Source organism: Sphingomonas qomolangmaensis (assembly GCF_024496245.1).
GTDB lineage: Bacteria > Pseudomonadota > Alphaproteobacteria > Sphingomonadales > Sphingomonadaceae > Sphingomonas > Sphingomonas qomolangmaensis.
Genome location: NZ_CP101740.1, coordinates 365,173 through 379,431 on the forward strand (window position 1 = coordinate 365,173; position 14,259 = coordinate 379,431).

14 protein-coding genes are annotated in these 14,259 nt (G+C 65.9%); 8 read left to right on the forward strand and 6 right to left on the reverse strand.

Going from position 1 to position 14,259, the window contains the following annotated elements; all coding sequences use genetic code 11:
* Position 1: 1 nt before the first annotated feature.
* Complete coding sequence (locus tag NMP03_RS01845) at positions 2-2,443, forward strand: ATP-binding protein (RefSeq protein ID WP_256506845.1); 2,442 nt, start codon at positions 2-4, stop codon at positions 2,441-2,443.
* A gap of 65 nt (positions 2,444-2,508) precedes the next feature.
* The gene (locus tag NMP03_RS01850; protein ID WP_256506846.1) at positions 2,509-2,901 is read left to right on the forward strand and encodes a response regulator; all 393 of its coding nucleotides are present in this window, start codon (positions 2,509-2,511) and stop codon (positions 2,899-2,901) included.
* A gap of 3 nt (positions 2,902-2,904) precedes the next feature.
* Here NMP03_RS01850 and NMP03_RS01855 read toward each other — a convergent pair whose 3' ends face one another.
* On the reverse strand, positions 2,905-4,212 hold the full coding sequence (locus NMP03_RS01855; RefSeq protein ID WP_256506847.1) for an MFS transporter: 1,308 nt from the start codon (positions 4,210-4,212) through the stop codon (positions 2,905-2,907).
* A gap of 223 nt (positions 4,213-4,435) precedes the next feature.
* Between NMP03_RS01855 and rpsU the strand changes: the two genes are divergently transcribed.
* The 5 genes from rpsU to NMP03_RS01880 all read left to right on the forward strand — a co-directional run bounded on the left by rpsU (position 4,436) and on the right by NMP03_RS01880 (position 8,418).
* Positions 4,436-4,642, forward strand: coding sequence for a 30S ribosomal protein S21 (gene rpsU / locus NMP03_RS01860; RefSeq protein ID WP_033922075.1), 207 nt, complete (start codon positions 4,436-4,438; stop codon positions 4,640-4,642).
* Positions 4,643-4,820: 178 nt separating this feature from the next.
* On the forward strand, positions 4,821-5,480 hold the full coding sequence (locus NMP03_RS01865; RefSeq protein WP_256506848.1) for an FKBP-type peptidyl-prolyl cis-trans isomerase: 660 nt from the start codon (positions 4,821-4,823) through the stop codon (positions 5,478-5,480).
* Between the two features lie 270 nt (positions 5,481-5,750).
* Positions 5,751-7,280, forward strand: coding sequence for a cytochrome ubiquinol oxidase subunit I (locus NMP03_RS01870; RefSeq protein WP_256506849.1), 1,530 nt, complete (start codon positions 5,751-5,753; stop codon positions 7,278-7,280).
* The gene (gene cydB, locus NMP03_RS01875) at positions 7,280-8,287 is read left to right on the forward strand and encodes a cytochrome d ubiquinol oxidase subunit II (protein WP_256506850.1); all 1,008 of its coding nucleotides are present in this window, start codon (positions 7,280-7,282) and stop codon (positions 8,285-8,287) included. The genes NMP03_RS01870 and cydB overlap by 1 nt, the downstream gene beginning before the upstream one ends.
* On the forward strand, positions 8,287-8,418 hold the full coding sequence (locus tag NMP03_RS01880) for a DUF2474 domain-containing protein (RefSeq protein ID WP_256506851.1): 132 nt from the start codon (positions 8,287-8,289) through the stop codon (positions 8,416-8,418). The genes cydB and NMP03_RS01880 overlap by 1 nt, the downstream gene beginning before the upstream one ends.
* A 161-nt stretch (positions 8,419-8,579) precedes the next feature.
* Here NMP03_RS01880 and NMP03_RS01885 read toward each other — a convergent pair whose 3' ends face one another.
* Complete coding sequence (locus NMP03_RS01885) at positions 8,580-8,825, reverse strand: hypothetical protein (RefSeq protein WP_256506852.1); 246 nt, start codon at positions 8,823-8,825, stop codon at positions 8,580-8,582.
* Between the two features lie 396 nt (positions 8,826-9,221).
* Between NMP03_RS01885 and NMP03_RS01890 the strand changes: the two genes are divergently transcribed.
* Positions 9,222-10,241, forward strand: a complete 1,020-nt coding sequence (locus tag NMP03_RS01890) for a M48 family metallopeptidase (protein ID WP_256506853.1) — start codon at positions 9,222-9,224, stop codon at positions 10,239-10,241.
* Positions 10,242-10,243: 2 nt separating this feature from the next.
* Here the strand turns inward: NMP03_RS01890 and wecC are convergent, their stop codons facing one another.
* The 4 genes from wecC to NMP03_RS01910 all read right to left on the reverse strand — a co-directional run bounded on the left by wecC (position 10,244) and on the right by NMP03_RS01910 (position 14,142).
* Complete coding sequence (gene wecC, locus NMP03_RS01895) at positions 10,244-11,545, reverse strand: UDP-N-acetyl-D-mannosamine dehydrogenase (RefSeq protein ID WP_256506854.1); 1,302 nt, start codon at positions 11,543-11,545, stop codon at positions 10,244-10,246.
* Positions 11,535-12,659 carry a non-hydrolyzing UDP-N-acetylglucosamine 2-epimerase gene (wecB, locus tag NMP03_RS01900; protein WP_256506855.1) on the reverse strand — a complete coding sequence of 375 codons (1,125 nt, stop codon included), beginning with the start codon at positions 12,657-12,659 and terminating at the stop codon, positions 11,535-11,537. Before wecB ends, wecC begins: the two co-directional genes overlap by 11 nt.
* Positions 12,660-12,716: 57 nt before the next feature.
* Positions 12,717-13,715 carry an NAD-dependent epimerase gene (locus NMP03_RS01905; protein ID WP_256506856.1) on the reverse strand — a complete coding sequence of 333 codons (999 nt, stop codon included), beginning with the start codon at positions 13,713-13,715 and terminating at the stop codon, positions 12,717-12,719.
* A gap of 61 nt (positions 13,716-13,776) precedes the next feature.
* On the reverse strand, positions 13,777-14,142 hold the full coding sequence (locus NMP03_RS01910; protein ID WP_256506857.1) for a VanZ family protein: 366 nt from the start codon (positions 14,140-14,142) through the stop codon (positions 13,777-13,779).
* Positions 14,143-14,259: the final 117 nt, after the last annotated feature.

A 14,259-nucleotide genomic window follows, 5' to 3' on the forward strand; every position in this document is an offset into this window, starting at 1 on the left:
CATGACCGGCAAGCTACGCTGGATGGCGTTGTTGCTCCTGTTGCCGGCCTTCGCTGCGAACGCCCGAGCCCAACCAAGCAACTCCCTGGCGTCGGACATCGAAATCGCCAAGGGGCTGATGCTGCGCGACCCCGCCGGCGTTTTCAACGCCTCACGCGACATCGAGCAGCGAATAGTCGGATCGGAAAAGACGCCCGAAGCCATCCTCGGACTGGCAACGGTCCGCTGGCTGGGCGCCGAAGCGCTTGTGCGGCTCGGCCGCGCCGACAATGCCGAAAGTCTGGCGCTGAACGCCGGACGGATCGCCAGGCGGCTGCGCGATGCGCAGCTTTATGGCGACACGCTCACCACGCTCGGCGGCATCCACGCCGCGCGCAGCGACGCCGCGCGCGCGCTCCAGGCATATCAAGGCGCACACGAAGCCTTTCGCCAGGCAGGTTATCCGCGCGGGCAGGCGATTGCGCTGCAAAATATCGCCAACCTTTATGTCGATGGTGGCGATCACCGGACTGCCGAGCGATACTTCAACCAGTCGGAAGAAGTGTATGACGGCGACGACCGGCTTTCGCTGACGCTCTATAACAACCGGGGCGCCGGCCTTCGTGATATGCGGCGCTACGCCGAATCGGCGCGCGAGTATCGCCGGGCGCTTACATTGGCCGCGCGGCAGGATAGTCCGTTCCTGCAAGCGCGCATCCTGACCAACCTTGCCCAGGTCTATCTCGAGGCAGGAGACGTCGCGCAGGCCAATTCGGTCATCCAGCAGGCGTGGAACCTCACTATTGGGTCCCCCGAAGCCGAGGCGTGGCAGCCCTATGTCCAGGCGTTCGCTGCACGTGCAGCGTTTCAGGCCGGCGATCTTGCGCGTGCAAAGTCGCTCATCGAAACCAGTTTCGTGGGCATCGATCCGGCAACGACGATGGCCTCGCGCCGCGACGCGCACGTCACCGCATATGAAATCTACCGCAAGCTCGGCGACAGCGCGAAGGCGCTCGATCACCTCGAGGCATTGCGGCGCTTGACCGACGAACAGTCGAAGCTCGCCGCATCGACCAACACCGCGCTGATGGCGGCGCGCTTCGATTTCGCCAATCAGGAATTGCGCATCGCGCGGCTCAAGGCCGACGAGCTGCGCACCAGCATCGAGATCGAACGCGCGCGCGTTCGCAGCCAGCAAACCCTGTTCGCCAGCGGCGCCGCCGCCGCGCTGGTGATCCTCGCGCTGCTGAGCTTCGGGATCTTCACGCTTCGGCGCAGCCGCAATCAGGTCCGCGCTGCCAATACCGCGCTCAGCACCACCAATGTCGCGCTCGAAAAGGCGCTCGCCGCCAAGACCGAATTCCTGGCGACTACCAGCCATGAAATCCGCACCCCGCTGAACGGCATCCTCGGCATGACCCAGGTGATGCTTGCCGACAGAGCGCTGCCCGGACCACAGCGCGAGCGAGTCAATATCGTCCATGGCGCGGGTCTGGCGATGCGCGCGCTCGTCGACGACATCCTCGACGTCGCCAAGATGGAGACGGGTAACCTGACCGTCGCACCCGAGCCCGCCGATTTGCGCCAGACGCTCCACGAAGTCGCGCGGATGTGGGCCGAACCCGTGCGCGCCAAGGGGCTTGGCTTCACCCTCGACATCGATGCCGCGCCGCACTGGATCGAAACCGACGCGGGGCGGCTGCGGCAGATGCTGTTCAACCTGCTGTCGAATGCGATCAAGTTCACCGCGCAAGGGTCGGTCGGGCTCAGCGCGCACAAGAGTGACGACGGCACGCGGCTGATCCTTGTGGTGCGCGATTCGGGGATCGGCATCCCGCCCGAGAAGCACGCCGACATCTTCGAATCGTTCCGCCAGATGGATACCACCACGACGCGGCAATATGGCGGCACCGGGCTGGGACTGACGATCTGCCGCAACCTCGCGCAGGCGCTAGGCGGCGATATCGCGGTCAGCAGCACCGCGGGGCAGGGGGCGACCTTCACGGTCGACCTGCCGCTGGTAGAAGTCGCAGCGCCGGCTCTCGCGGTCGGTGGCGGCAAGGGCGGCCTGCTGATCGTCGATGGCAACCCGATCGCCCGCGCGATGCTGCGCACGCTGCTCGCGCCGCGCGCAGGAACGGTCCATTTCGCCGACAGCGCCGCCGCTGCCGCCAGCGCGATCACCGGCGCGGCGCCCGAATGCGTCCTGGTCGACGATTCGATCCTGCGCGCGCAAGGTGGCGAGGCGGCGCTGCCGACGATCGCCAAGGCTGCGCACGACGCGGGCGCGCGCTGCGCGGTGCTTTGGCGCGACCCCGGCGACGACGATCGCGCGGCGCTGATCGCGGCGGGCGCCGACCTGGTGATCGCCAAGCCGATCGCGGGGGTGGCGCTTGCCGCGCAACTGTTCGCCGCATCCGGCCCCGATCAGCCCTTAACCGGGGTTGTCTCCCGTGCGGCATAAGCAGATAGCGACCGAATCATGACTGTCCCGGCGCATTTCCCGCACTCGTGCAAGCAGCGAGCCCGATGAAGATCTTGTTCATCGAGGACGACCCGATGAACCGCCGGGTCGTGCGCGACATGCTCGACGTCGCGGGCGCGACGATGGCCGAGGCCGATCGCGCCGAAGAGGGGCTTCGCCAGATCGATGTCGACGACTTCGACGTCGTGCTGGTCGATCTGCGGATGCCCGGCATGGACGGGTTCGAGGCGATCGGCAGGATCCGCGCGCGCCCCGATGCCAAGGCCAATCTGCCGCTGATCGTGGTCACTGCCGACACCGCGGTCGACCTCGCCGAGCGCTGCATGGCGATCGGCGCCGACGCGGTGATCTTCAAGCCGGTGGCGATGGACGCGCTGTTCGACGCGATCGGCAGCGTGCTGGCGCGCAAGGCCGGAGACGGCGGGATGATCCTCTAGGGTTTAGTCCTCGAGGATCATGCTGTGCCGGCGCGTGTCGCGCATCGTCAGATAGGTGACCAGCGACACCCCGATCATCCCGGTGACGTACCAATAGAATCCCTGTTCGAACCCCGAATCCTTGAACCACAAGGCGATATATTCGGCAGTCCCGCCGAAGATCGCGTTGGCGATCGCGTAGGGCAGCGCGACCCCCAGCGTGCGGATGTGCGCGGGGAACATCTCGGCCTTCACCACCCCCGAAATCGCGCTGTAGCCGCTGACGATCACCAGCGCGCCGAAGCAGATCGCGAACGCGGTCAGCGCATCGCGCGTCTGCGCCAGCGTGGTGAAGATCGGATAGGTCAGCAGCACGCCCAGCACCCCGAACGTGACCATCAACGGCTTCCGCCCGATCCGATCGGACAGCGCGCCGACCGCGGGCTGGAGCAGCATGAACAGGAACAGGCTGGCGGCGTTGATCGCCGATGCGGTCTCGCGGTCGAAGCCGCTGGTGTTGACCAGGAACTTCTGCATGTAGATCGAATAGGCATAGAAGGCGAGCGTGCCGCCCGCGGTGAGCGACAGCACCGTCACCGTCTCGCGCGGATGGTGGCGCAGCAACGCGACGAACCCTGATCGCGGCGCGCCAGCGTCCTTGGTATTCTCGAAGCTTTCGGTCTCGAGCAGCCCGCGCCGCAGCCAGAACACGCTGATCGCCAGCGCGCCGCCGATCGCGAAGGGGATTCGCCAGCCCCACGCCTCGAGCGCCGCCTCGCTCATCGTCGCCTGGAGCAGCAGCAATACGCACAGCGCGAGCAACTGCCCCGCGATCAACGTGACATATTGGAAGCTGGCGAAGAAGCCGCGGCGGTTGCGGCCCGCCATCTCGGACAGATAGGTCGCGCTCGCACCATATTCGCCGCCCACCGACAGCCCCTGCAACAGCCGCGCGATCAGCAGCAATGCCGGCGCGGCCACCCCGATCGAGGCATAGGTCGGCGTCACCGCAATCATGAGCGATCCGACGCACATCAGCGTGACCGACAGCGTCAGCCCCGCCTTGCGCCCCTTGCGATCCGAATAGACCCCCATCAGCCAACCGCCGATCGGCCGCATGAAGAAGCCGAGCGCGAAGACCGCGGCGGCCTGCAGCAACTCGACGGTGGGGTCGTCGCCGGGGAAGAAGCGCGGCGCGAAATACAGCGTGAACGCGGCATAGGCGTACCAGTCATACCATTCGACCAGATTGCCCGCCGACCCGCCGAGAATCGAACGAAGCCGCGCACGGGTAAGTGGGGCGGGCGCGTCGCTGTCGGTGATGATGGCCATATGGCTTCGCTCGCGCTGATTGTCCTGCTACCGGGCTTAGCGAGGCTTCGCCCGGCAGGACAAGTCGCGTACGGCGGCGCCAGAGAAAGCCGCGCATATGGGTTGATACGTGCGTGCCATGTTGCTACGTGGCCCAACAGCGCCCGGAAACCTCGTTTCCGGCGACCATGATTCTATAGACCAAGACTTTCCTGCAGTTACGAAATCGGAGTTTCCCGACCTCATGCAAATCATCGTTCGCGACAACAACGTCGACCAGGCTTTGCGCGCACTCAAGAAGAAGCTGCAGCGCGAAGGCGTGTATCGCGAGATGAAGCTTCGTCGGCACTATGAGAAGCCCAGCGAAAAGCGCGCCCGCGAGCGCGCCGCAGCGATCCGTCGCGCGCGCAAGCTGGAGCGCAAGCGCGTCGAGCGCGACGGCGCACGGTAATATCGGCATGCCCGCCAACTAGCTTGGCGGGCATCCAATCCATCCACCGTTCGCCCTGAGCTTGTCGAAGGGCGCCCCGCACTGTCGGCGGGTGTGGGGATGGTTCGGGGCGGGCTTCGACAGGCTCAGCCCGACCGGGAGGGGGCAGCACCTTCCATCGTGACCAGGACACCCGCTCATGTCGACCACCGCAGCTCCGATCCGCCCTACCAAGCGCGGCTATCTCGTCTGGCTGTGGGTCGGCGTGCTGGTCGCGGTCCTGATCGCGGGGCTGCTCGCGTGGAGGGGTACCGCGGCGGTCGTCGCCGATACTGGCAGCAATGCGCAGTTCCTCGCCTATAATGCTGGGCAGCCCGGGGTCGAACAGACCGCGAGCGGCCTGCAATATCGCGTGCTCGAAGCCGGCGAGGGCGATGCGCGCCCTACCGATACCGATCTGGTGCTGGTGAACTACACCGGCAAGCTGCGCGACGGCGAGACCTTCGACGCCAGCCAGCAGCCGACCCCGATGTCGCCGACGCAAGTCGTGCCCGGCTTCGGCGAAGGGCTGAAGCTGATGCCCAAGGGTTCGAAATATCGTTTCTGGATCAAGCCCGAGCTCGCCTACGGCGCCGAACCGCGCCGCGATCCCAGCACCGGCCAGGAAGTGATCCCCGGCGAGGCATTGCTGGTGTTCGACGTCGAGATGGTCGATTTCGTCCCCGAGGCGGTCGTTCGCCAGATGCAGCAGCAGCAGATGATGCAGCAGGGTGCGCCAGGCGGGGCGATGCCGGGTGGCGCGATGCCGGGTGGCGCGATGCCGGGCGGCCCGCCGGCGCCTCCTGCGGCCGGCCAGTAAGCGCGAAAAGGCGCTGCCCGGCCTTCTAGTCGCAGGCAGTGCGCCGGCGGCCATCGGCCCCCTAATATAGGTCAGCGCCGCTGCGTCCGGTCGCACCGCCTAACACCCGTAGTGGCATTCGCTCGCATTGCGCTTGAGCCATGCTGCGGCGCACCCATATAGGGAGCACGGGACCGGACGCGGGGCGCGATCGATAGCGCGAAATAGGAATGTCGGAACCCGCTGAAGTCACGCCTGCCGAGAGGCAGCCAGACCCGGAGTTCCGCCGCCGTGTTCGATTCCTTCGACCCGTTGATCCTTGCGCGCATCCAGTTCGCGTTCACCATCAGCTTCCACTTCATCTTCCCTGCCTTCTCGATCGGCTTGGCGAGCTTCCTTGCGGTCCTCGAAGGGCTGTGGCTGAAGACGGGCAAGGATCTGTACCACGACCTCTTCAAATTCTGGGTGAAGATCTTCGCCGTCGCCTTCGCGATGGGCGTCGTGTCGGGTATCGTGATGTCGTACCAGTTCGGCACCAACTGGTCGGTCTTCTCCGACCGCACCGGGCCGATCCTGGGGCCGCTGATGGCCTATGAGGTGCTGACCGCCTTCTTCCTCGAAGCGGGGTTTCTGGGCGTCATGCTGTTCGGCATGGACCGCGTCGGCAAGAAGCTGCACTTCGCCGCTACCTGCATGGTGGCGATCGGCACGTTCATTTCGGCATTCTGGATCCTCAGCGTCAACAGCTGGATGCACACCCCGGTGGGCTATGCGATGAACGATGTCGGGCAGTTCGTGCCCGCGGGGTCGTGGCTGACGATCATCTTCAACCCCAGCTTCCCCTATCGGCTGTTCCACACCGTTACCGCAGCGTATCTGACCACGGCCTTTGTCGTTGGCGCGGTCGGCGCCTTCCAGCTGCTCAAGGCGCGCGCGGGCAAGAACCGGATCGAAACCGACGGCGACAGCCACCCCGCTGCGACCGCACATCCCGAGCTGCCGCGATCGAACGCCGCGGCGCGCAAGATGTTTTCGATGGCGATGTGGATGGCAGCGATCGTCGCGCCGATCCAGATCTTCGCCGGCGACCTGCACGGGATCAACACGCTCGAGCATCAGCCCGCCAAGGTCATGGCGATGGAGGGGCATTATCAAAGCCACCCCGATGGCGCGCCGCTGATCCTGTTCGGCCTGCCCAACGCCGCCGAAAAGCGGATCGACTATGCGATCGAGATTCCGAAGGTCTCTTCGCTGATCCTGAAGCACGATCTGAACGCGCCGCTCGCGGGACTCGACACCGTCGCCGACGATCGCGAGCCGCCGGTGTCGATCCTGTTCTGGTCGTTCCGGATCATGGTCGGCATCGGCTTCGCGATGCTCGGGCTCGGGCTGTGGAGCCTGTTCGCGCGGCTGCGCAAGCGGCTCTATGATTGGCCCTGGCTGCACCGCGCGGCGATCGTGATGGGGCCGTCGGGCTTCGTTGCGGTGATCGCGGGCTGGATCACCACCGAGGTCGGGCGTCAGCCCTTCACCGTGTATAACCTGCTCACCACCGCAGACAGCGTGTCGCCGCTCGCGGCGCCTGCGGTCGGTGCCTCGCTGGTCGCGTTCATCCTCGTCTATTTCGTCGTGTTTGGCTTTGGCACCTGGTACATCCTCAAGCTGATGGCCAAGGGTGTGCAGGACGACGAACCCGATATCCAGGACGATGCGCCGATCCGCAGCGCAGGCATCACTCCCGGCCCGACCCAACAGGGCGGGCAGCAGCGCGGTGGTCGTTCCTCCGGGGGGCAGCGCGGCGCGCTGCAGCCGGCCGAATAATGTACGTCAACACAGACCTTGCGACGATCTGGGCGGGAATCATCGCCTTTGCGATCTTCGCCTATATCGTGATGGACGGGTTCGACCTGGGGATCGGGATCCTGTTTCCCGTTTTCGGGGTGGGCGAAGAGCGCGACCAGGCGATGAACTCGATCGCGCCGGTGTGGGACGGCAACGAAACCTGGCTGGTGCTCGGCGGCGGCGGGCTGTTTGCTGCCTTCCCGCTTGCCTATGCGATCATCATGCCCGCGCTGTATCCGCCTATCATCGCGATGCTGCTCGGGCTGGTATTCCGCGGGGTGGCGTTCGAGGCGCGCTGGCGCGATCCGGGGCATCGCCGCTGGTGGGATCTGGCGTTCACCCTGGGCTCGGTCGTCGCGGCGTTCGCGCAAGGCGTGACGTTGGGGGCGCTGCTCCAGGGGGTCGAGGTCGATGGCCGCGCCTATGGCGGCGGCTGGCTCGACTGGTTCACCCCGTTCAGCATGTTGACCGGGGTCAGCCTGGTCGCGGGCTATGCGCTGCTGGGGGCGACCTGGTTGATATGGAAGACCGAAGGCGGGACGCAGGCACATGCCTATCGGCTTGCGGCGCGCTTCGGGGTGATCACGCTGGCGGCGATCGCGGCGGTAAGTGCGTCGACGCTGACGCTCGAATACGCCTATTATCAGCGCTGGCTGGCCTATCCGGGCATCTTGTTGACCGCCCAGGTGCCGCTGCTGGTGGGTATCTTCGCCTTCGCCTTTTACCGCTCGCTCAAGAAGCAGCGTGAGGCGCGGCCCTTCCTGCTGGCACTGGGACTGTTTGCATTGAGCTTCGTCGGGCTGGGGATCAGCATGTTCCCCTATATCGTGCCCGACAGCGTCACGATCTGGCAGGCGGCGGCCCCCGAATCGAGCCAGTTGTTCATGCTGGCGGGTGCGGCGGTGCTGGTGCCGGTGATCCTGATCTACACCGGTTGGGCCTATTGGGTGTTCCGCGGCAAGGTCGGTACCGAAGGATATCACTGATGCAGGGCAACGAGGCCGATCGGCAGCCGCTGTGGCGGCGGCTGGGCTGGATGGCGGCGATATGGGGCGCGAGCGTGGGGTTGCTCGGGGCGGTCGCGATGGTGATCCGCTGGTGGCTCGGGTTGGGCTGAGCGCGCTAGGCGGCGGCTCGACATTCTCGGCTTAACGTTCGGGCACTAAGCCTGGCCAGTACGACGATTGCGTCGGCCTTACCGGCACCGGTCAGGTCAGAAGCACAACCAAAAACGGCGGCCCGCGAGGGCCGCCGTTTCCGTAATCAAGTCAGCAAGGATTAGTTGCTGTCCGAATCGTCGTCGCCGTCTGCAACGATCACGATGCCCGCGACCACAGCTGCGGCTGCGAGAACGCCGACGATGATGCCGCCGCCTGCAATGGCTTCGTTCGACTTCTTGCCGGTGGTCGAAACGCGAGCCGACTTAGCAACCGACAGAGCGCTTGCGCTGTTGGTGGCTGCCACGACGGGCGTGGCAATGAGCGAAACTGCCGAAGCGGCAGTCAGTAGTTTGGCCAAACGCATGGGTAAACTCCCTTGTATTAAACGTATCGTACGCGATTTGACGGTCGCATAGTCGCCACCACTTCGCAAGCGCACAACGACAGCTACCATCAAAAAGTTGCCGCGTTGTTGCCCTGTAGCAACGGTCGCGACAAACCATATTCGTCGTGCAATTGCAAGGAACTGGCGCAACGATTGAACACGTTTGCGATCATTCCGACGCATTTTACGCGACGTGTTTAGCGACAGGACGTTAGTGAAAAGCGATCGCCTGCCGATAAGGTGGGCAAACTGCTTTACCGCAGTACGGCGAATTGCTGCGCCGGGATCATTGTTCGCGTCTGGTTGACCGTCACGACCCGCTGCGGCACCCCACATCATGACATGGGCAGCGCAATATCACTGATACGCCAAAGCATGCTGATCGCGGCGCCGTTGCTGGCGACGACCGCGCTTGCGGCGGGATCGTCCCCCCGACAGGCCGCGCCGATCACCGGCACCGGCCAGGCGACGTTCGAGGCGATTCGCGCGCTCGACAAGCGGCTCGCGACGATCGGCTTCGATCTCGCCCGCGCCAATCGCGCGCTGTGTGACCGGCAGGCGCCGGGGACCGGGCTGGTGGTGCATGCGCTCGCACAATATGACGCGAACCCTCGCGCGGCGGCGGCGCATTTCGCGTTTGCCGGGAACGTCGCGATCCTTGCGACCGTCGATGCGAGTCCCGCAGCGGACAAGATCATGCCCGACGAAACACTGGTGAAGTGGGGCGACGTTGCGGTCGCCGACCTGCCGACCGCTACCCCCACCGCGCCGCTGATCGCGCTATACGACCGCACCGCGCAAGCGTCCCCCACTGCTCCGGTGCAGGTCGAGACGATCCGCGACGGGCAGGCGCGAACGACGACGCTCGATCCGATTCCTGTCTGCCGCACCCGGTTCGAACTCGAGATATCCGACGCGGTGAATGCCGAGGCCGATGGCGAGATGGTCCAGATTTCGTCGCGATTGTTGGAGGAATATCCCGATTCCGAGGTCGCGGTCCTCGTCGCGCACGAACTCGCGCACAACATCCTGCGGCACCGCGATCGGCTCGATGCGGCGAAGGTCGCGCGCGGGCTGCTCGCCGGGGTCGGCCGCAACGCGCGGCTGTTCCGCCAGACCGAGCTCGAGGCCGATATCCTGAGCGTCCATCTGCTGGTCAATGCCGGCTATCCGCCGCTGGCCGCCGCGACCTTCTGGCGCAAGTTCGGCCCCGACCATGCCGGCGGCTGGTTTCGCAGCGCGACGCATCCCGGCTGGCGCGAACGCGCGGCACGGATGCAGCAGGAGGGCGAGGCGATCGCCGCGGGTCGGGCCGATCCCAAGGCGCCGCCGATCCTCCAGCAACGCACGGTCCCGCTCGACGGCGACTGGCGCGCGTTGCTCGCCGCCGACTGAACTCAGCCCGTGCGCAGCAGCATCGGTGCGGCGTGCTGCGGCGTCGCTGGCTGATCGGGCCAAATCCCGCGCGTATCGTACACGCGCTTGGCGGCGCGCTCCTCGAGCGGCACCGACTTGAACACGTCGTGGTCGACCAGCACGACGAAGATCGGGCATTCCTCAATCGCGGTGTCGATGTCGATCAGCCGCGCGCCGGTGCCGTCGAACGCCGCGGGCAGCGCCTGCGCATAGGGTTCGACGATCCGCATCCGCTCGCCGAAGCGCTTCGCCAGCGCCTGCGCCACCTTGAGCGCGGGGCTCTCGCGGAAATCGTCGATATTCGCCTTGAACGCGAGGCCCAGGCAGGCGACCGGCACGCCGGGCATGCTTTCGATCAGCGCCTCGGCGCGGCCGATCGTATAGCCGGTCTTGGCATCGTTCACCTCGCGCGCGGTGCGGATCAGCGGGGTGTTCTCGGGATCGCCATGCACCAGGAACCACGGATCGACCGCGATGCAATGCCCGCCGACGCCGGGGCCTGGCGCCAGGATGTTGACCCGCGGGTGCCGGTTGGCGAGGCGGATCACCTCCCACACATCGACCCCCATGTTCTCGGCCACCACCGACAGTTCGTTGGCAAAGGCGATGTTGACGTCGCGAAAGGCGTTTTCGGTCAGCTTGGTCATCTCCGCCGCGCGCGACGTCGTGGTGACGCACGCACCGCGCACGAAGCGGCGGTAGAATTGCAGCGCCTTGCGCGCGCAGCGGGGGGTGATGCCGCCGATGACCCGGTCATTGTCGATCAGCTCGACCAGGATGCGGCCGGGCAACACGCGCTCGGGGCAATAAGCGATCGCAATGTCGGGGGTGCCCGGCGTCATCCCCGGCACCTTCAGGTCGGGGCGAAGCGCCGCCAGCAGGTCGCGGACCTTCTCGGTGGTGCCGACCGGCGAGGTCGATTCGAGAATCACCATGTCGCCGGGCTTAAGCGCGGCGGCGACCGTGGTCGCCGCGTCGAGCACATAGCCAATGTCGGGCGCGTGATCGTCACCGAACGGGGTCGGCACCGCGATCACGAACACATCGGCCGGTTCGATCAGCGTCGACGCGCGCAGATTGCCGCGCGCGACCACGCCCGAGACGAGCCCGTCGAGGTCGATCTCCTCGATATGCACGCGCCCCGAATTGACCGTCTCGACCACGGTCTGCGACACGTCGATGCCGAGCACCTTGGCGCCGGTGCGCGCGATCACCGCGGCGGTGGGGAGGCCGATATAGCCGAGGCCGAGCACTGCGACCTTGAGTTCGGTATCAGAAAGCATCCGCGACAACCCCAGCGATCCGTGCCGCAGCCTGGCCGTCGCCGAACGGATTGTGGGCGCGCGCCATCGCGGAATAGGCGTCCTTGTCGTCGAGAAGGTTGAAGATTTCGGAAACGATCCGGTCCTCGCCGGTGCCGACCAGCTTGGCGGTTCCCGCCGCGACGCCTTCGGGGCGTTCGGTGGTTTCGCGCATTACCAGCACTGGCTTGCCCAGCGCCGGCGCTTCCTCCTGCACCCCGCCCGAATCGGTGAGCACCAGATGCGCCATGTCGAGCGCGCGGATGAACTGCGGATAATCGAGCGGGTCGATCCGCGCGATGTTATCGCGGTCGCCGAGCAAATCGTCCATCACCGCGACGACATTGGGGTTGGGATGGACCGGAAAGACGATGGCGACGTCGTCGCGCTGCGCGATACGGGCGATCGCGCGCGCGATATTCGCCATGCCGTCGCCGAAATTCTCGCGCCGATGCGTGGTGACCAGCACGATGCGCTTGCCCGCGAACCGCGCCGCCAGCGGATCGAGCGCGGCGGCAAGCGAAGGATCGGCGGCGATCCGCGCCTGCGTCCACAACAAGGCGTCGATCACGGTGTTGCCGGTGACGTGGATCGATCCCGGCGCGATATTCTCAGCCCGCAGCGCCGCTGCCGAGGTTTCGGTCGGCGCGAAATGCAGGTCGGCGATCGGCGCGACGATCCGCCGGTTCACCTCCTCGGGCCAGGGGTGATAGATGTCGCCCGATCGCAAGCCCGCCTCGACATGCCCGACCGGGATCTTGCGATAATAAGCGGTCAACGCGCCGACCATCGCGGTGGCGGTATCGCCCTGGACGATCACCCGGTCGGGCTGTTCGGCATCCATCACGTCGCCCAGGCCCGTCAGCAGCCGCGCGGTGAGCCGGTCGAGCGACTGGCCGGGCTCCATCAGGTCGAGATCGATGTCGGGCACCAGCCCCGCGATCGCCAGCACCTGGTCGAGCAGCCCGCGATGCTGCGCGGTGACACAGGTGCGCACGGTCAGCCCAGGGGTCGCGCGCAATGCGGCGACGACGGGGAACAGCTTGATGGCTTCGGGACGGGTGCCGAAGACGATGAGGATGCGGCGGTCGGTCATGCGGCGGGTCCTAGCGCCTGCGGGTGAAGCAACCGCTAACTCGCATTCCCGGCGTCCTCAGCGCGCGTTGTAGCCGCGAAACCATTCGACGAAGCGCGGGATCCCCTCGGCGAGCGAGGTGCGCGGGGCAAAACCCAGGTCGCGCTGGATCGCGTCGATATCGGCATAGGTGGCGGGGACGTCGCCCGGCTGCATCGGCTGATACTCGCGCACCGCCTCGCGCCCGATCGCGCGTTCGATCAGGTCAATCATGTGCCCCAGCTGCTCGGGCTGGTTGTTGCCGATATTGTAGATCCGATGCGGCGCGACGCTGCCGCCCGATTTCTCGGCGCCGTCGTCGGCGGGCGGATGGTCGAGGCACGCAACGACGCCGTCGACGATGTCGTCGATATAGGTGAAGTCGCGCTGCATCTTCCCGTGATTGAACACCGCGATCGGCCGCCCCGCCATGATCGCATCGGCGAACAGCCACATCGCCATGTCGGGGCGTCCCCAGGGGCCATAGACGGTGAAGAAACGCAGCCCCGTCTGCGGGATGCGATAGAGATGCGCATAGGTTTCGCTCATCAGCTCGTCGGCCTTCTTGGTCGCGGCATAGAGCGAAACCGGATGATCGACACGATCGTCGACGCTGAAGGGCAGCTTGGTATTGGCGCCATACACCGAAGAGGACGAGGCATAGACGAGATGCGCGACCCCGCGCGCGCGCGCGACCTCCAGAATGTTGACATGGCCGGTCAGGTTCGAGCGGACATAGGCGCGCGGGTTGGTCAGCGAATAGCGCACCCCCGCCTGCGCGCCGAGATGGACGATGCGATCGAAGCTCGCGTCCTCCAATACGGCATCGAGCGCGCTATCGTCGCCGAAATCGACGCGGCGGAAATCGAAGCTATCGCCGTGCCGCCCGGCCAGCGAATCGAGCCGCGCATGCTTGAGCGCGGGGTCGTAATACTCGTTGATATTGTCGATGCCGATCACCCGCTCGCCGCGCGACAGCAGCCGGTCGGCGACGTGATAGCCGATGAAGCCGGCAGCACCGGTAACCAATGTCGTCAAATCCCGTCCCCGATCCCCGACCCGTGGGCCACGAATGCCGCAGATCGGCGACGAGGGAAAGCTATTCGGCGGGAAGCGGGTCCGGGCGGCGCGGGAATACCCGGCCGCGGACGACCCCCACGATCAGGAGTGCAACAGCGGTGGCGAGGCAATCGATCGCCCAGTCGCCCCAGTCGCCATGCCGCCCCATCGCCATCCAGGCCTGGGCGATCTCGATCACGCCGCCGAGCAGCGCATAGAATACGAACTGCACGCGCAATGACAGGCGTGGCCAGGCAAGGCTGCCGACCAGGGGAAGCATCGTGAACGCCAGCAGATGTCGGTGCTCGCCGCTTTCGACGATCATCCCCAGCTGCCCTGGGGTCAGCGCAAGGAACAGCATTGCTGCGGTCAATACCAGGAACACGGCTTTGACCACGATTTGCATGCCGATCCCTTCGCATGCGCAGCATGCAGGCGCCAGTCCCGTTTCGGTATTGCCTCGCGTGATTGCCTCGCTCTGCCGCAACCGTTAGGGCGGGCGGCATTCGTAAACAGGAGATTT

Bases quoted from the DNA above. Each gene is read 5' to 3' on its own strand.
- NMP03_RS01845 (WP_256506845.1), top strand. From the start codon at position 2: ATGACCGGCAAGCTACGCTGGATGGCGTTGTTGCTCCTGTTGCCGGCC.
- NMP03_RS01850 (WP_256506846.1), top strand. From the start codon at position 2,509: ATGAAGATCTTGTTCATCGAGGACGACCCGATGAACCGCCGGGTCGTG.
- NMP03_RS01855 (WP_256506847.1), bottom strand. From the start codon at position 4,212: ATGGCCATCATCACCGACAGCGACGCGCCCGCCCCACTTACCCGTGCG.
- rpsU (WP_033922075.1), top strand. From the start codon at position 4,436: ATGCAAATCATCGTTCGCGACAACAACGTCGACCAGGCTTTGCGCGCA.
- NMP03_RS01865 (WP_256506848.1), top strand. From the start codon at position 4,821: ATGTCGACCACCGCAGCTCCGATCCGCCCTACCAAGCGCGGCTATCTC.
- cydB (WP_256506850.1), top strand. From the start codon at position 7,280: ATGTACGTCAACACAGACCTTGCGACGATCTGGGCGGGAATCATCGCC.
- NMP03_RS01880 (WP_256506851.1), top strand. From the start codon at position 8,287: ATGCAGGGCAACGAGGCCGATCGGCAGCCGCTGTGGCGGCGGCTGGGC.
- NMP03_RS01885 (WP_256506852.1), bottom strand. From the start codon at position 8,825: ATGCGTTTGGCCAAACTACTGACTGCCGCTTCGGCAGTTTCGCTCATT.
- NMP03_RS01890 (WP_256506853.1), top strand. From the start codon at position 9,222: ATGCTGATCGCGGCGCCGTTGCTGGCGACGACCGCGCTTGCGGCGGGA.
- wecC (WP_256506854.1), bottom strand. From the start codon at position 11,545: ATGCTTTCTGATACCGAACTCAAGGTCGCAGTGCTCGGCCTCGGCTAT.
- wecB (WP_256506855.1), bottom strand. From the start codon at position 12,659: ATGACCGACCGCCGCATCCTCATCGTCTTCGGCACCCGTCCCGAAGCC.
- NMP03_RS01910 (WP_256506857.1), bottom strand. From the start codon at position 14,142: ATGCAAATCGTGGTCAAAGCCGTGTTCCTGGTATTGACCGCAGCAATG.